The sequence below is a fragment of the Gordonia sp. SMJS1 genome (assembly GCF_029866425.1).
Lineage (GTDB): Bacteria > Actinomycetota > Actinomycetes > Mycobacteriales > Mycobacteriaceae > Gordonia > Gordonia hongkongensis.
In genome coordinates this window covers 4704740-4722042 of the sequence record NZ_CP123381.1, presented here as the reverse complement: position 1 = coordinate 4722042, position 17303 = coordinate 4704740, and the positions used below count along the sequence as shown (strand labels likewise).

Sequence of the window (17303 nt, the reverse complement as noted above, 5' to 3'; positions counted from 1 at the left end):
TCAGCCGACGAGGTCCGGATCCGGATCGCGATGCGCCGACGCAGCCGATGTGGGTGACAGATCGGCGGTGAGCAGGTCGACGGTCGGGCTGCGCGTGATCACCTTGTGGCCCCACCACAGAGCGAGGAACACGAACAGTGCGCCGTAGGCGGTGAGCCAGAGTTCGAGGTTCCCCGCGGATCCGTCGCGGATCGCCGGGAGATTCTGCCCCGCGATGACTGCAACACACATGAGCAACGCGATGATCGGGCCGGCCGGGTAGAGCCAGGCCTTGTAGGGGAGTCTGCCGAGGTCCAGACCCTGCGCCTGCCACGCCCGACGAAAACGATAGTGGGCCCACGCGATACCCATCCACGTGATGAAGCCCGCCACCGACGAGGCGGTGACCAGCCAGACATACGCGCGACCGTCGCCCACCCGGCTCGCCAGGAAGCAGAGGGCGCCGATGGCCGTCGTCGCGGCCACGGCAAGGAGTGGCACTCCTGATCGCGTGACCCAGGCGAACACACGTGGGGCGTTGCCCTGCACCGACAGGCCGTACAACGCGCGGGTTGCCGCGAACAGGCTCGCATTGCCCGCCGACAGGATCGCGATCAGGATCACGGCGTTCATCATCGATGCCGCCACCGCGATCCCCGCGTCGGAGAACACGAGGGTGAACGGGGCGATCGCGATGTTCTCCGCGGATGCGTTCAGCAGATTGGGATCGGTGTACGGGATCAGGAACGCGATGACGGTCAGGGTGCCGATGTAGAACAGCAGGATGCGCACGAAGACGGTGCGCACGGCGCGCGGAATCGCCGTCTTCGGTTCGACCGCCTCGCCGGCGGCGACTGCGATCATCTCGGTGCCCTGGAATGCGAAACCGGCGATGAGGAAGACCGACAGCATGCCGAGCGGGAAGTCCACGAACGGAGCGTCGTCGATCGTCCAGTTGCTGAAGCCCGGCGAAGGACGGTCGCCGATGACACCGAGAATCAGCAGCACGCCGACGATGAGGAAGACGACCACCGCGATGACCTTGATCGCCGCGAACCAGAACTCGGCTTCGCCGAATGCCTTGACCGCGAACAGGTTCAGCGCCAGCAGACCCGCCAGGAACACGACCGACCAGATCCACGACGGCACGTCGGGTGCCCAGTACTTCATGATCAGCCCGGCGGCCACCAACTCGGCGGCCAGGGTGACCGACCAGTTGAGCCAGTAGTTCCACCCGGCTGCGAAGCCGAAGGACTTGGACACGAAGCGCTTTCCGTACTCCTCGAACGGGTTGCTGCACGGGATGTATGCCGACATCTCGCCGAGGCTCTGCATCAGGAAGAAGACCATGCAGCCCATCAGCAGATACGCCAGGATGGCGCCACCCGGGCCCGCGTCTGAGATGGTGGCGCCCGAGGCGACGAACAAGCCGGTGCCGATGGCGCCGCCGAGCGCGAGCATGCTGATGTGACGACTCTGAAGTCCCTTGCGCAGCGACTCGTCGGGGGTGATCCCCAGGGGACTGGACATCGGCAGAGTCTAACGGCCGGTCGGCCCGTCGGCCGGGTATTGCACTGTTGCCCGAGTGCTGACCCTCAATCGAGGCTGGTCAGTTCGGAGACCAGTTCGTGCACCGGGTCACCGGGACCGATGTCGTAGGTGCACTGGTCGTGCCTCGGGTCCGGGACGAATGCCCAGAACAGCGCGGTTGCCGTCCCGGCCGCCCGCTGACCGGCGACCTTGGTCCGGAAGTCGTCGGCGCGCTCGGATGTCGAACCGCATGAACCGGCATGCTGGCCGATCTCGTTCACCGCGAGGGGTTTTCCGACTGCGCGTGCCTGGCGTAGACGTTCGGCCAGTCCGTTCCACTGATCCCCGGGGAGCGCGACGCCGTCCGCACCGTAGTCGTGATAGTCCAGGACGTCCACGTAGGGGGAGCCGGCGACGTACTGGTAGTCGGGCCCGGCGGTGCCGCACTGGCCACCGCCGGTGAAGCCGGACCAGATCACCGCCCCGCCGTGCAGCCGGGCGACCATCGCACCTGCGCTGCCGAAAAACGACCGCAGTACGCGCGCGGCGTCGACCGGGCACGACCGCTGCTGCCATCCACACGACTGATCGCCACAGATGGACGGTTCGGGTTCACCCACCAATTCCCATCCCGCCAGGGTCGACCTGCTCTTCCAGCGTCCCACTGCCGTCCTGACCCACTGCTCGAACGTGAGTCCACCCGCGCCGGCGACGGTTCGCCAGCCGGATCGGTACCAGTCTCGTTCCTTGAAAACTCCGCTCTCGCATGCGCCGTCGGCGGCCGCGAGGACCGGCAAGACCATCTGACCGTGCCGCGCGGCGGCGTCGAAGACGGCATCCATCGGCCCGAAATCCAATTGCTGGGTGTACTTGTTCACGGCCAGTTGAGCGAACAGATTGAAGCGGGTGAGCGTATGCGGAGGTAAGGCGGCGAAATAGTCGTCGAGATCAACCATCGCTCCGCACCCGGCATTCACCGACCAATCGGTGGCCAGCTGGTAGGCGTCGAATCCGGATGGCCACCACTGGCGTCCATCAAGGGTCAACCCAGCCGGAGTGGCATCGACCCGGTTGGGCGCCGCATGAGCGGGCGGCGGCAGCAGCCAACTCAGGAGCAGGCCGATGCTCAGCACCAGAATCGGAGTTCTCATCGCGGGCAGATGCATTGTGAGCGTCCTGGGATGACGAGGACCGACTGTGGCGTCGGTCCAACTCGTCTGATGATTGCACGCCGGCCGCGCGGTTTCGATCGCGTCTGGGAATGGGTACGAAGAAACGTTTCGTGTGCGCCGAGATCGAGTTAGAGCCACTGGGCTCATTCCTCATTTCCCGACCTGCGCGACACCTGTGACACCATCGAGCTCGTGATGGGCGTACCGATAGTTGCTGCAGTGCTGCTCATCATGAGCGCGGTGCTCGCATGGCAGGACCCGCGTCGTCTGAGCCCCGGCATCCTGCTGACCGCGGGCTTGTCGGGCCTGATGCTCGCCGCGGTGATCGCGGCCGTGGACAGGCGCATCGACGACGACGGCTCGGTTCTCGCGCCGGCGGTGGCCATCGTGGCCTTCGGACTCGTTGCGCTGCTTGCCATCCTCACTCTCGGGGTGTCGTTGATCGCCAACGGCGTGACGCTTCTGCGCCGAGAGGGGCGCCGCCCCGGGAACTTGCTGTCGGCGCTCCTGGGTGCACTGCTGTCCGGTTATGCGCTCGCTGTCCTGCTCGGGATCATCGTCGGATGGTTCGACGTGTCGACGAGCAACGCTCTGCTCAACTTCCTCTTGGCGGTGGGGATCCCGGCCGGCTACTTGGGATTCGTGTTCGCCTCGCTGCTGCTCTGGTCGTGGCTGTACGGCAGGTGGAGCAGGTGGCGGGCGCGACGGGCGAAGGTCGGCGCGATCATCGTCCTGGGTGCCGGTCTGCTCGACCGGTCCCGCGTCGGTCCGCTGCTGGCGTCACGACTCGACCGCGGTCGCGAGATCTATGATCTGGCCCGGCCTTCCGGCCTGGACCCGCTGATCATCTGCTCCGGAGGCAGAGGTGGCGACGAGCGGCTGTCGGAGGCCGCGGCGATGGCCGAGTACCTCGTCTCGAAGGGCGTCGATCGTGATGCCATCGCACTCGAGGACCGATCCACCGACACCGCGGAGAACCTCCGGTACTCGAGGCGTGTGCTCGACGAGCGTGGAGTGACCGAATCGGTCGCGGTGGTGACGAGCGGCTATCACGCCTTCCGCGGAGCGATGCTCATGCGGTCTGCCGGGATCGACGGATTCTCGACCGGCGCCCACACCGCGCGATACTTCGTCCCCAACGCCCAGGTCCGTGAGTTCTTGGCGGTTCTGCGTGACCACCGATGGATCAACGGAGTCGTCTTGGTCCTGCTCAGTGTGCCGCTGATCGCCGGCACCGCTGTCGCTCTCTTCGGCTAGTCGATCACCGGACCAGGGGGCCTCGCGAGTTGCGGTGATGGTGGAGCCGATGACGGGAATCGAACCCGCGTATTCAGCTTGGGAAGCTGATGTTCTGCCATTGAACTACATCGGCGTGCGAGTGCCGGACTCGCGAACGACAGCCTAGCAAACCCGTGGCCGGTCCGGTCGCCGGCACGCGCAGATGTCGTGGATCGTGGCGTCAGGCGCAACGAACTGCGACATCTAGGCGAGACCGGGCGGCGGCGGGCCGACGCGATTCAGTTGCGACGCAGAATAATTCGCCGGAAGGGGTTGCGCGCCGGGCGGCCGGCCGGTAGTCTCGAACGTAGTTTCGAGTAAAGCCATGATGACGGGGGATGAAATCATGGCTTCTACCGGGCCATCTGCACCACCACCACTTCTTCTCGACCAGTACAAGCGCCTGCATGCACTTATGGACGAGATCGCCGAGACGCAGTCCACGGACTGCTCCGAGACCGAACTGCTGCAGGTCGCGATCGAGCACGAGCGCGCCGAACGACGGATGCTGTCGCTGTTCACCGACCACATCGTCGATATCGACGAGCGGTCGGCGTACCGGAAGATGGGGTGCCAGACCGTCTCCAACTTCCTCTGCCACGCGCTGAACCGGCGCGGCGAGGCGAACCGCCTGATGAACCGGGTCTGGGCCTTGGGCAGGTTTCCGGACATGCAGGGGGTGCCGCTCGAACCGCGCTTCCCCGAGACCGCCAAAGGTGTTGCCGACGGCGAGATCTCGGGACGCCACGTCGACGTCGTCATCGAGGTGATGCGCAAGATCCCCGCCGACGTGGACCCCGCCGACCGGGAAGCCGCCGAGGCGACGCTCGCGCACTACGCACGCGAGTACGACCCGTCGTCACTCCGTGACCTCGGCGCCCGCATCCTGGCCCACCTCGACCCCGACGGAACCATCACCGACGACCGCGACCGCGCCCGCAACCGTGGCCTCAAACTCGGGCCGCAAGACGCCCAACTGATGTCCCGGCTGACCGCAACGCTCGACCCCGTGACGCGCGCCATGTTCGACGTCGTCCTGTCGGTGTGGGCCGCTCCCGGGATGAACAATTCCGCCGATCCCGAGTCGCCCACCGGCAACCCCGCCGCCGCGGACCCCGACGCACTGGTCGCCGCTGCCGGACGCGACGAGCGCACGGCCGAGAAGCGGAACCACGACGCGTTGCGCGCCATGCTGCGCTTCGTGCTCGACGCCGGCGCGCTCGGGGGTTCGCACCACGGGCTGCCGCCACACCTCGTCGTCTCCATCACCGAATCGGCGCTGCGCGACGCGGCCGGCGACCCGGCACGGACCGCGACGGGAACCCTCCTACCCATCAAGGACGCCATCGACCTTGCCGCCGACGCGCAGCACCATCTCGCGGTGTTCCGGGACCACTCCAGTGAGGTCCTCTATCTCGGACGGTCCCGGCGATTGGCCTCGCGCGCACAACGAATCGCCGCGGTCGCCCGCGACGGCGGCTGCACCTTCCCGGGATGCACGCGGCCGTCGTTCGACTGCGAGATCCACCATGTCGTCGAGTGGGACGCCCACCACGGCTCCACCGACCTCGACACCCTCGCGACCGCCTGCCCACCACACAACCGAGTGGTCGGCACCGGGGTGGATCAGTGGGCCACCACCATCGCCACCGAAGGGGTCGACGCCGGCCGCGCCGTCTGGCACCCGCCCCGCGCGCACCCGTCGCCGACGCCGCGGATCAACCATGCCCATCGCACCGACGCGATCCTCGACCGAATGCGCGCTGATGTCCGGCGGCGGCGCAGAACAGCGGTGCCGGAGAGCGGAGGGTCGGCGCCGACCGACACCGGCGCAGATCCTCCCTGACCATTCGATAACCTCGACACCGTGCTGCTCTCCGACCGCGACATCCGCGCCGAGATCGCTGACGGGCGCCTCGCCATCGATCCGTTCGATCCCGCCCTCGTCCAGCCCTCCAGCGTCGACGTCCGGCTCGACGGCCTGTTCCGGGTGTTCAACAACACCCGCTACACCCACATCGACCCCGCACAACGCCAAGACGAACTCACCTCGCTGGTCGAACCGGCCGACGGTGAGCCCTTCGTGCTGCACCCGGGTGAGTTCGTGCTGGGGTCCACCCTTGAAGTGTGCTCGCTGCCCGACGACCTCGCCGGCCGGCTCGAAGGCAAGTCGTCACTCGGTCGGCTCGGCCTCCTCACGCATTCGACGGCGGGCTTCATCGACCCCGGCTTCTCCGGCCACATCACCCTCGAGCTGTCGAACGTCGCGAACCTTCCGATCACCCTCTGGCCCGGCATGAAGATCGGGCAGCTGTGCCTCATCCGCCTCAGCAGCCCGGCCGAGGAACCGTACGGCAGCGCGTCGGTCGGATCGAAATACCAGGGACAACGTGGCCCCACCCCGTCGAAGGCGTACCTGAATTTCCAGAAGCACGACTGAGGGGTTTCGACTCGGCTCAACCGGCGGGTGGGCGGACCGGGTGGGCGCGGCTCCGGAAGTTCACCCAGCCGATGACAACCCGCCACGACGAGGATGGTTACCGGTGGTTCCGCCTGGGTAACCGTTGCCCTCATGAAGCTCACGGTGATCGGATGCGGCTACCTCGGTGCCACTCACGCGGCCTGCATGGCCGAACTCGGGCACGAGGTCGTCGGCATCGACGTCGATCCGTACAAGATCGAACGCCTGCAGGCCGGCGAGGTCCCGTTCTTCGAGCCGGGGCTCGCCGACATCCTGCGCCGCAACATCGACGCCGGACGACTCCGCTTCACGACCGACCACCTCGCGGCCGCCGACCACGCCTCGGTGCACTTCCTCGGCGTCGGGACCCCGCAGGAACCCCGCGGGCACCGGGCCGACCTCTCGCACGTGTACTCGGCGATCGACGCGCTCGTGCCGACGCTGCGGGGCGCCCACCTCATCATCGGCAAGTCGACCGTACCGGTCGGCACCTGCGCCAAACTCGCACAACGGATCTCGGTACTGTCGCACGCCGGGGCGGATGTCGAACTGTCGTGGAGTCCGGAGTTCCTGCGCGAGGGATTCGCCGTCGAGGACACGCTCCGGCCGGATCGGCTCGTCCTCGGTACCGGTTCGCTCGACCCGAGCGGCCTCAACACGGCCGCCGACGACCCCGACGCCGGGTCGTCGGCCGGGGAGGTCACCCGCGAGATCTACCGCGAGATCCTCGAGACCGGCGTGCCGTTGATCGAGACCGACTGGGCCACCGCGGAACTCGTGAAGGTCTCGGCGAACGCCTTTCTGGCCACCAAGATATCGTTCATCAACGCGATCAGTGAACTGTGCGAGATCGCCGGCGCCGACATCAACACCCTCGCCGACGCGATCGGGCACGACCCGCGGATCGGACGCCGATTCCTCAACGCCGGTCTCGGTTTCGGCGGCGGTTGCCTGCCCAAGGACATCCGCGCCCTGACCGCGCGCGCCGACGACATGGGCGCCCCGCGGGCCGTCGGCTTCCTGCGGGAGGTCGACGCCATCAACATGCGTCGCCGGGGTGCGGCGGTGGAACTGGTCTTCGAGGCCCTCGGCGGCGAGGTCCTCGGGCGCAACGTCGCCGTCCTGGGCGCCGCCTTCAAACCGGAGAGCGACGACGTCCGTGACTCACCCGCGCTGACGGTGGCCAGCAGGCTGGCGCTCGAAGGGGCGTCCGTGACCGTCTTCGACCCGAAGGCCATGGACAACTCACGACGCGTCCACCCGAGCCTCGGCTACGCCACCTCGGCGCGCGACGCGTGCGACCGGGCCGACGTCGTCGTCATCGCCACCGAGTGGGCCGAGTTCGTGCACATGGCGCCCGAAGAACTCGAGGGCGTCGTCCGCGCCAAACGCATCGTCGACGGCCGGCGCTGCCTCGACCCGCAGATGTGGCGCGACGCGGGTTGGGACTACCGCGCCCTGGGCGGCCCCGCTCCCACCCGCCCTGCGCCGCGAAACCACCCGTCCGAGCAGGTGAACGGATATGCGCCGGGGGCCACCGTCCGCTGAGTCGTGCTAGGTTGAGCTCGCGACTGTCCAGGGGGCACCTACTCGCCGGTGGGGGACATGAGGCGAGGTGCACGTGAGGTGCAGGAATCAACCAGATGACCGACACGGTGGCCGATCCGGCCGTGACACCGACGTCTGCGCAGGCAGAGGTCACGGTCAGTGCTGCCGTCGTCGACGCCGTGCGCGCCGAACTCGCTGAGCGGGGGATCGCGCAGAATGCCGAGGTCGTGCTGTTCGATCTCGATCCGCGGGCGGGCGTCTCGGTGGGACGGTTGGACCCGGCTCGAGGGACCGTCGCGGACTCCTACTCCGATTCCGGTCTCACCCTCGCCGTCCTGGATGAGGTGATCGCCGACCATCTCGTTCGGGTCGGGCGGGTGGCGGCACCGACCTCGCGCGAATGGCACGAGGAGGTCCTCGACCTCGTCACCCGCGGCCGCGAGCGGCTCCGCGAGTCCGACGGCACCTTCCTGATGGGCCGCGACCACATCCGGCTGTTCCGCATGGCGCGCCGCGACGTCGCCGAAGCCGGAGCCCCGCTGACCGCACGCGCCGAGGACCTCGCTCGCGCGGCGGTGTCCGGAGCCTCCGCCCCCGCGGTCGTGGTCACCGATCGCGTGAGCGCATGGCCCGGCCTCCGGGACGCGATCGCGCGAGCGGTACCCGTGCCGGTCGTCGACGTCGCTCCGTCGGGAAGCATCACTCGGCCCCCGGTGCACGGCGGACACGCGGCGGAACCGGAGGTACCGCACCCGATCGCGGTGTCCGGCGATGTGATCGAACCGGACGTGGAAGTGGCGACCCCGCCCGCCGAACAGGATGCGGTCCCGACCCGGCCGGATGACGGTTTCTCGGCCCCCGCCGAGATGGCCGAGATCGCTCCGAGTGGCGACGACCATACGCACGATACGCACGACACCCCCATCTTCGAGTCCGTCACCCAGTCGCCACCGGTGGTGGCCACGGCGTTCGGGGCGCTCGCTCCGTATGTTGCTGCCCCGGATGTCCCTCGCGCCCAGCCGCTTCGGGACGACCAGCAGTTCTCCGAGCTCTCTCCGGTCGGTCACGATCAGCGCACGCCGACGAATCCGGTTGCCGAGCCGCCGCCGTCGGCCGAGTTTGCGCCACGGTGGACGTCGGCGCATACGCCCACGCCGCCCGTCCGGTCCGGCGATGGGGAGGTGAACGTCGATCCGATGGCCGGGTATTCGGCGGACACAGGGTCGGCCATCGGGGCTCCACCGCACTCCGACGTGTCCGTAGCAGGGCCGCAGGCGGCCGGCGCGAGGCGACGGCGGCACGGAGGCAAGCGCGTTCTCGCCGCGGTGGCGCTGCTGTGCGCGGTGGCCGTCGTCGCGGTGGCCACGGCGTTGGCCGTCGGACACGATGAGGCGTCGCCGACCGTGGCCGCGCCGCTTCCCCAGCGCACCAGCGCCACCCCGGAACCCGAATTCGCCGATCCCGCAATCTATGCCGAGGCCCGGCAACCGGCGCGCCGATACACGACTCCTCCCCCGCCGGAGACGACGACGCCCTCCGCGGAGGAACCCGCGCCCCGGCCTCGTCCCCGGCCGCGGACTCCGCGTCCGCCAGGTGGCGTGACGATCCCGCTTCCCGGTCTGCCGCCGATCGTCCTGCCCTGACGCACGAACCCGATGACCGTGTCCGAGCCGGGTCTCAGTCGCCGGGCCGGGGCGCCAGTGCGCGCGCCACGAAGTCGAGGACGTTCTCATAGTTCGCCGATGCATCGACGTCGGGGTGATAGGCATGGGCGAGTTCGAGACTCACGGCGCCGTGAACGGCGGACCAGGTCTGCATGGCTTGTTCGACGGGGTCGGCGGACAAGATGACCCCGGCCACCTGGCCGTACCGGATGGTGTCGACGAGGACCTCGAATGCATTTGCGGCCACGTCGATCTCGGGCGTGCACTGCGCTGAGAACATCAGCCCGTAGAGCACCGGATTGGCGAGTGCGAACTTCCGGTACGCCACACCGGCGTTGCGCAGACGAGTCGCCGGATCGTCATCCCTCGTCGCAATCGCCCGTCCGAATTCGGCGTAACCGTCGGTGACCAGGGCGTCCAGCAGGCCGTCCCGGCCGTCGAAGTGGTTGTAGACGCCCATCGGGGCGACCTTCGCCTCACCGGCCACGGCCCGAACCGTCAGACCGGCCGTGCCATCGCGCTCGAGGATCGTGCGACCTGCCCGGAGCAGCGCGGATCGGACGTCGGCGCCTGCTGTACGCGTGCGCGGCTTCGCGGGAGACATGTTGACAACCTACTGGAACGGTGTTCTTCTTGAATAGAACACTGTTCTACAAAACTGGAACGTTGTTCTAACGGATCGACGAAACCGCTTGCGCCACCCGACCAGGAGAAGATCGATGCCAACCGAACGCACGCATGCTCGCTGGTGGGCGCTGGGCGCCCTCAGCTTCGCCGAACTACTCGTGATGATCGACAACACGATCGTCAACGTGGCCCTCCCGACGCTCGCCCGCGACCTCGGCGCCGGGATCTCGGGCCTGCAATGGATCGTCGACGCCTACACGCTCGTCTTCGCCGGCCTGCTGTTGACCGGCGGCTACCTCGGTGACCGGTTCGGGCACCGTCGGGTGCTCCTCACCGGCATCGGAGGTTTCATGCTGGTGTCGGTGCTGGCGGCGTCATCCCAGAACCTCGGGCAGCTCGTCGCCGGCCGTGCGGGGCTCGGGGTCTTCGCGGCGCTGGTCTTTCCCGCCACGCTCGCGATCATCACGACCATCTTCGTCGATGCCCGGGAACGCGCGATGGCTGTCGGGATCTGGGCGGCGGTCTCCGGAGTGGCAGTGGCCATCGGACCGGTTCTCGGCGGCTGGCTCCTCGAACACTTCTCGTGGACATCGGTGTTCTGGGTCAACGTCCCGTTCGGTGTGGTGGCCCTCGCGATGATCCTGGCGGTCGTACCCGGCACGCGACCGGTGTCGGTGCCCCGGTTCGACGCGCTCGGGGTCGTGCTCTCGATCGCCGGCCTGGGCCTGCTGACCTTCACCCTGATCGAGGCGCCCCACGTCGGTTGGGCCACGCCACGCACGGTGGCGGGTGTCGTTGTCGCAGTGGCCATCCTGGCGGTGTTCGTGGCCACACAGCTGCGGATCGCGCACCCCATCCTCGACGTCCGGCTCTTCGCCAACCGGCGCTTCGCCACCGCGGCCGGGATGATCAGCGTGGCGTTCTTCGCGCTCTTCGGCTTCATCTTCCTGATCACGCAGTTCTTCCAGGCGGTGAAGGGATACGGTCCGCTGGCGGCCGGTGTCCGTACCCTTCCGTTCGCGATCGTGATGGCGGCGCTGTCGCCGGTTGCGATGGCACTGTCGCACCGTTTCGGGCCCCGGGTGGTCTCGGTGACCGGTGCCTTCCTGATGTCCGGCGGGTTCGCGCTCGTCGAGCTCTCCGCGCGGGACTCCGGGTATTGGGAACTCATCATCTGGGCGATGTCGCTGATGGCGGCGGGTCTCGCCTTCATCTCCGGTCCGTGCACCCAGCTCATCATGGACGCGCTGCGTCCGGAACAGGCCGGTGCGGGCAGTGCGGTCAACGACACGACACGCGAGATCGGCGGGACGCTCGGTGTCGCGGTCCTCGGGTCGATCCTGACTTCGGCGTATGTCGCCGGGGTCGGGGACCGGCTGGCGGGCAGCGGGTTGCCGGCCGCGGCGGTCGACGCGGCGAAGCAATCGGTGATGGCCGGGGTCGGGGTGGCCGACCAGGCGCCGGGCGCGATCGGTGATGCGGTCCGGATCGCGGTGCAGGACGCCTTCATGGTCGGGTTGCACGACGCGGTCTGGGCCGCGGTCGCCGTCACGGCGGTCGCGGGCGTCGCGGCGGCATTCTTGTTGCGGGGGAGCGGGAACCCTTCGTGGCTCGTCGCTAACGCTCCTCGCACCTCAGGGAGCGGACGGGTTGTCGCCAGCGCTCCTCACACCTCAGCTCAGGGGGCGGAAGCCTCAGAGGTCGAGGGTGAGATTCCCGCCGGGACTGCGTGATACGCAGGTCAGCATGGTCCCGGCCGCGCGCTCGGGCTCGGTCAGGATGTTGTCGCGGTGGTCGACCTCGCCGGACAGCGTCCTGACCTTGCAGGTGCCGCAGAATCCCTGCCGGCACGAGTACGGTACCGACGGCACCACTCGGCGGATCGCGGCGAGCGCCGATTCGTCTGCGGCGACCGGGATCTCCTGACCGGTCGAGGCCAGCGTCACCGTGAACTCGGAGCCGTTCTCCACCGGTGGCGGGCTGAACCGCTCGTAGTGCAGCTCGATGTCGGCGCGTGTCGCGAGATGACGGCGAAGCCCCTCCAGCATGGGAACCGGGCCGCAACAGTAGACGGCGAGGTCGGCGGGGGCGTCGACGGGACCGACCAGATCGGCCATGCTCGGCAGTCCGTGGACGTCGTCGGTCCGGATGGTGACGCGGTCGCCGAACGCTGCCACCTCGTCGAGGAACGGGATCGACTCGGCGGTGCGGCCGGTGTAGATCATCGACCAGTCCAGCCCGAAGCGCTCGGCCGTGGCGAGCATCGGCAGGATCGGGGTGATGCCGATTCCGGCCGCGACGAAGCGGATTCGGCGCGCAGGTGATCCGTGGCCGGGGACCGCGAACGGAAAGGCGTTGCGGGGACCCTTGATCGAGAAGACGTCGCCGACACGCAACGAGTCGTGGACCTCGACCGAACCACCACCGCCGTCGGCAATCCGGCGCACGCCGATCCGGTAGTGCTCCCGATCCGCGGTGTCACCGCACAGCGAGTACTCCCGCATGCGTCCCGACGGCAACAACAGATCGATGTGCGCCCCGGCGTGCCAGTTCGGCAGCGCGCCACCGTCCGCGGCGGCGAGGGTGAGCGCGATGACGTTCTCGTCGCGCGCGACCACCTCGCGTCCGACGATTCGGACCCGGGTGGTCCCGTCGCGCACCGCACCTCGGCGCAGCGGTGACAGCGGCCGCCAGACCGGCCACCACGCCCGGAACACCATGGTGCCGAACGTGAGCAGCGGGTCATGCCGCCATCGGCCGTGCAGGTGGGGCGGTGGTTGCGTGAGCGTTGTCGAATGCGGATGCGCGCGTTGGTTCATGACCCTGCTCTCCCGTCCGCACTCACGCCGCGTTGCGCGCGGCCGGCGAGCTCGCGAGATACGCGACCGCCTGTGCGGTGCTGCCGATGTCCTCCGGCCGGAACCCGGGCCGGAAGTAGCTGAAGGTGGCGAAGACGATCGTCCGCATCTTCGGGAGCACGCCGGCCCGCACCCCGCGGTGGTAATGCCAGGTCTTCTGGAAGTAGTTGTACGACAACGACCTGTCCTGGCCCATGATGAATCGGTAACCCCGCTGGATGAGGATCAACAGGATCGGCAGCACCACGAACATCGCCCGGCCGCGACGCAGATATCCGTCGCCGAAGTACGCGGCGACATCGTGTGCCACCGCGCGGTGCTCCACCTCCTCGGCGCCATGCCACATGAACAGGTCGGTCATCGTGGGGTGCGCCCCGACCCGGGTCCAGGTGTTGTTCAACGCGAAGTCGCCGAGGATGGCGGTGTAGTGCTCCAAAGCCGCGATGAGCCAGAGGCGTTCGACGAGATGCTTGTCGCGGGCCTCCTGGGTGCCACCCTCCAGCGGGCCGAGCACCTTGCGGAAGATCCACTCCATCTGTAGCTGGTAGGGCCGCGGGTCGATGCCGTGGTGATCGAGGAACTCCCACAGGACGTGATCGTGGGCCTCGGCATGCATCGCCTCCTGGCCGATGAATCCTCGCATGCGAGAGGCGAGTTCCTCGTCGTCGACCAGCGGAAGGGCCTCGTTGTAGGTCTGCACGAACCATCGTTCGCCCTCGGGCAGGAGGAGATTGAGCACACTGATGAAGTTCGACGCGACCGGATGGCCGGGAATCCAATGCAGCGGGACGTCATCCCAGTCGAATGCCACGTTCCGGGCGTGCAGTTCGACGGGGCCGGGATCGGCCGAAGCGTCGTCGTGTGCGTGATCCTCGGTGTGCGTCATGTGGTTCACCCCGTGACGTTCTGACGGGCGCCGATGCGCGACAGCCACGGCGCGAAGCGGTAGATCCGGTATCCCACCTTCGCCTCCACGGTCACCGGCACCACCGCCTTGTTGTGCTCGATGGCAGCGACGATCTCACCGGCGACCCGGTCCGGGGTGAATCCCCGGCGCTGGTAGAACCGGTCGAGCCGATCGCGGCGGGCCTGTTCGGCCTCGGCGTCGAGGCCGGCGATCGGCGTCGAGGAGACGATGTTGGTGTCGACGAGTCCGGGACAGATCGCGCTGACGCCGATGCGGTGTTCGGCGAGCTCGGCGCGGAGCGACTCGGAGAAGAGGAGTACGCCCGCCTTCGACGCCGAGTACAGACCGAGGCTGCGTGACGGCGTGAACGCCGCGGCCGACGCGATGTTGACGATGTGCCCGCCGACCCCGCGCTCGACCATCTGCCGGCCGAACTCCCGGCTGCCGGTGACGACGCCGCGCAGGTTGACGTCGAGGAGCCGGTCGACCTGCTCGTCGGTGGCCGCCAACACCCCGCCGGCCAAACCGATTCCGGCGTTGTTGACCACGATGTCGGGGATGCCGTGGGCCTCTCGGACGCGAGCGGCGAAGGTGGCGAACTCGGCGGTGTCCGAGACATCGAGGAGGTAGGCGTGCGCGGCCGACCCCGCGGCCTTGCAGGCGCGGGCGGTCTCGTCGGCGGACGCGAGGTCGAGGTCGGCCAGGACGAGCTCGCACCCGCGTTCGGCCAGTGCCAGGGCCGTCTCGCGTCCGATGCCGCTGCCCGCACCGGTGATCACGACGAGTTTGCCCGCCAGAGGTTTCGGTTCGGTGAAAAGCCGGGCCCGCTCGATGACCGGGGCCGGGGCCCCACTGTTGGTCTGCACCGCAAGGAAATCCAGGACGAGATCGGTCAGATAGTCGGGGTTGGTGTAGGGCAGCCAATGTCCGGTCGGGGTGTCGCGGCGCCAGAGTTTCGCGACGTACGTCGGCGTGATGTCGTAGATGGCCGGCCGCAGCGCGATGTCGCGTTCGTTGACCACCTGGAGCACCGGCACCGTGGTGGTCCGCGGATCGGGGCGCAGGAGTTTGGCGCGGATGTTCGCGCGGTACAGGGCGAGGCCGCTCACCATGTCGCGGCGCAACGAGTCGGCGACGTCGACGTTCTCCGGTGGCGTGCCCTCGACCGCGCGCAGGAACTGTTTCCACACCGCCGGATTGCCCATCGCGCGCAACAACACGTTGGGGAGCACCGGAAGCTGGAACAGCCCTGTGTAAGCCGACGACATCGACTGCGCGAGCACATTGCGCAGGTGTCGAGGGGTGGGGCTGGCGACCTGATCGCGGACGAACTGACCGAGGTGGTCGAGGTTGGGGCCGGACACCGAGACGAATGAGGCGATGCGGGCGTTGGCGCGCGGGCGGCTGACGGCCTCCCATGTCTGCACCGATCCCCAGTCGTGTGCCACCACGTGTACGGCGTCGTCGGGACTCACCGACTCCGCGACCGCGTACAGGTCGTCGGCGAGCTCGTCGAGGCGGTAGGCGGCGACCTGCCGGGGGCGGTCGCTCTCGCCGAAGCCGCGGCAGTCATAGGCGACCACGTGATACTGCTCCGCCAGCCGCGGCGCGATGTGGGTCCACAGGTGGTGGGTGTCCGGCCAGCCGTGCACCAGCAGCACCGTCGGTTTCGACGGATCGCCCAGCTCGTAGGTGGCCAGCCGGATCCCGTTGTTGCTGACGGTCCCCGGACGCCACTCGGGTCGTCGAATCGCCTGTTGAGCCATCTGTCACCTCGTTGTGTGTGCCCCGCCGATGGAGGTACACGTTACCAACGGTTACACAAATGTCCAGACCCCGGAAAAGCAGTGAGGGCCCGGTCGGATGACCGGGCCCTCACCAGGGACTTCTCGCGGAACTCCGCGGGATCACTGTCGATACGACGACAGGAAGTTTCCGATACGCTCGACAGCCTCTTTCAGATCGCGCGACCACGGCAGCGTGACGATGCGGAAGTGGTTGTGGTCGTCGAGGTTGAACCCGGTGCCCTGCACCACCAGGATCTTCTCCTGCAGCAGCAGGTCCTGGACGAACAGTTCGTCGTTGTGGATCTCGTAGATCTCGGGATCGAGGCGGGGGAAGGCGTACAGCGCGCCCTTGGGCTTGACGCAGCTGACCCCGGGGATCTCGTTCAGCTTCTCCCAGGTCACGTTCCGCTGTTCGTACAACCGGCCACCGGGGGAGACGAGGGCCTCGATGGACTGGTAACCGCCGAGGGCCACCTGGATCGCGTGCTGGCCCGGCACGTTGGCGCACAGGCGCGTCGACGCCAGGATGCCCATGCCCTCGATGAACCCGCGCGCGTGGTCCTTCGGCCCGGTCATCACGACCCATCCGGCTCGGTAGCCGCAGACGCGGTACGCCTTCGACAGACCGTTGAAGGTGAGGCACAACAGATCCGGCGCCAGCGATGCCACGTTCACGTGCTCGGCGTCGTCGTAGATGATCTTGTCGTAGATCTCGTCGGCGAGGATCAGCAGCGAATGCTCACGGGCGAGTTCGACGAGCTGCTCGAGGACCTCCCGTGAGTAGACCGCGCCGGTCGGATTGTTCGGGTTGATGATGACGATCGCCTTGGTGCGGTCGGTGATCTTCGCGGCGATGTCGGCAACGTCGGGGTTCCACCCGTTCTCCTCGTCGCAGCGGTAGTGCACGGGCTGCCCGCCGGACAGCGAGGTCATCGCGGTCCACAGCGGGTAGTCGGGCGCCGGGATCAGGACCTCGTCGCCGTCGTTCAGGAGGGCCTGCATCGTCATCGTGATGAGCTCGGAGACGCCGTTGCCCAGGATGACGTCGTCGACGTCGAAGTACGGGAAGTCGGGGATGAGCTCGTAGCGGGTCACCACGGCACGACGCGCGGACAGGACACCGGCCGACTCGGAGTAGCCCTGCGCGTAGGGGAGGGCGTGGATCATGTCGCGCATGATCACGTCGGGGGCCTCGAAACCGAACAGCGCCGGGTTGCCGATGTTCAGCTTGAGGATTCGATGGCCCTCCGCCTCGAGCCGCTGCGCGTGCGCGTGGACGGGACCGCGGATCTCGTAGCACACGTTCTGCAGCTTGAGCGACTGCTCGAGCGGCTTGAGGTTCTGGTTGAGGTGCGAAACATGGGGCCTACTCACGGGTACATTGTCGCAGCCGGTGGCAAATGCGTTTCTGGCGCGTGCCGAAGCTGAGGTCACCCGAAACGAGAGATGTCGTCTTTCGTGGCGATGGGCGCCACGAAAGACGACATCTGTC

13 protein-coding genes and 1 tRNA gene are annotated in these 17303 nt (G+C 68.0%); 6 read left to right on the top strand and 8 right to left on the bottom strand.

Annotated features, from left to right (window positions below; translation table 11 throughout):
- Positions 1–1509, bottom strand: coding sequence for an amino acid permease (locus tag QAD21_RS21400; RefSeq protein WP_280360226.1), 1509 nt, complete (start codon positions 1507–1509; stop codon positions 1–3).
- A 65-nt stretch (positions 1510–1574) separates the two neighbouring features.
- Entirely contained in the window at positions 1575–2660 is a 1086-nt protein-coding gene (locus QAD21_RS21395) for a beta-mannosidase (protein WP_280360225.1), read from the bottom strand.
- 216 nt (positions 2661–2876) lie between these two features.
- Between QAD21_RS21395 and QAD21_RS21390 the strand changes: the two genes are divergently transcribed.
- Positions 2877–3938, top strand: coding sequence for a YdcF family protein (locus tag QAD21_RS21390; RefSeq protein ID WP_280361826.1), 1062 nt, complete (start codon positions 2877–2879; stop codon positions 3936–3938).
- Positions 3939–3979: 41 nt separating this feature from the next.
- Here QAD21_RS21390 and QAD21_RS21385 read toward each other — a convergent pair.
- Positions 3980–4053, bottom strand: a tRNA-Gly gene (locus QAD21_RS21385).
- 252 nt (positions 4054–4305) lie between these two features.
- On the opposite strand from QAD21_RS21385, the gene QAD21_RS21380 reads away from it, so the two are divergent.
- The 4 genes from QAD21_RS21380 (at position 4306) to QAD21_RS21365 (ending at position 9611) form a co-directional block, all read left to right on the top strand.
- The gene (locus tag QAD21_RS21380; protein WP_280360224.1) at positions 4306–5805 is read left to right on the top strand and encodes an HNH endonuclease signature motif containing protein; all 1500 of its coding nucleotides are present in this window, start codon (positions 4306–4308) and stop codon (positions 5803–5805) included.
- Positions 5806–5826: 21 nt separating this feature from the next.
- Positions 5827–6399, top strand: coding sequence for a dCTP deaminase (gene dcd / locus QAD21_RS21375; protein ID WP_058249633.1), 573 nt, complete (start codon positions 5827–5829; stop codon positions 6397–6399).
- 132 nt (positions 6400–6531) lie between these two features.
- Complete coding sequence (locus tag QAD21_RS21370; RefSeq protein WP_058249634.1) at positions 6532–7968, top strand: UDP-glucose/GDP-mannose dehydrogenase family protein; 1437 nt, start codon at positions 6532–6534, stop codon at positions 7966–7968.
- A gap of 95 nt (positions 7969–8063) precedes the next feature.
- Complete coding sequence (locus QAD21_RS21365; RefSeq protein WP_058249635.1) at positions 8064–9611, top strand: hypothetical protein; 1548 nt, start codon at positions 8064–8066, stop codon at positions 9609–9611.
- A gap of 34 nt (positions 9612–9645) precedes the next feature.
- Here the strand turns inward: QAD21_RS21365 and QAD21_RS21360 are convergent, their stop codons facing one another.
- Positions 9646–10236 carry a TetR/AcrR family transcriptional regulator gene (locus QAD21_RS21360; RefSeq protein WP_058249636.1) on the bottom strand — a complete coding sequence of 197 codons (591 nt, stop codon included), beginning with the start codon at positions 10234–10236 and terminating at the stop codon, positions 9646–9648.
- Positions 10237–10351: 115 nt separating this feature from the next.
- On the opposite strand from QAD21_RS21360, the gene QAD21_RS21355 reads away from it, so the two are divergent.
- Complete coding sequence (locus QAD21_RS21355; protein ID WP_058249637.1) at positions 10352–11992, top strand: MFS transporter; 1641 nt, start codon at positions 10352–10354, stop codon at positions 11990–11992.
- On the opposite strand, the gene QAD21_RS21350 is transcribed toward QAD21_RS21355, so the two are convergent.
- From QAD21_RS21350 to QAD21_RS21335, 4 genes are all read right to left on the bottom strand, one after another.
- The gene (locus tag QAD21_RS21350; protein WP_280360223.1) at positions 11954–13078 is read right to left on the bottom strand and encodes a PDR/VanB family oxidoreductase; all 1125 of its coding nucleotides are present in this window, start codon (positions 13076–13078) and stop codon (positions 11954–11956) included. The genes QAD21_RS21355 and QAD21_RS21350 overlap by 39 nt on opposite strands.
- Positions 13079–13100: 22 nt before the next feature.
- The gene (locus QAD21_RS21345; protein ID WP_280360222.1) at positions 13101–14003 is read right to left on the bottom strand and encodes a metal-dependent hydrolase; all 903 of its coding nucleotides are present in this window, start codon (positions 14001–14003) and stop codon (positions 13101–13103) included.
- 5 nt (positions 14004–14008) lie between these two features.
- Positions 14009–15790 (bottom strand): SDR family oxidoreductase, encoded by a 1782-nt coding sequence (locus QAD21_RS21340; protein WP_058249639.1) that lies wholly within the window; start codon positions 15788–15790, stop codon positions 14009–14011.
- Positions 15791–15931: 141 nt separating this feature from the next.
- Entirely contained in the window at positions 15932–17185 is a 1254-nt protein-coding gene (locus tag QAD21_RS21335) for a pyridoxal phosphate-dependent aminotransferase (RefSeq protein WP_058249640.1), read from the bottom strand.
- Positions 17186–17303: the final 118 nt, after the last annotated feature.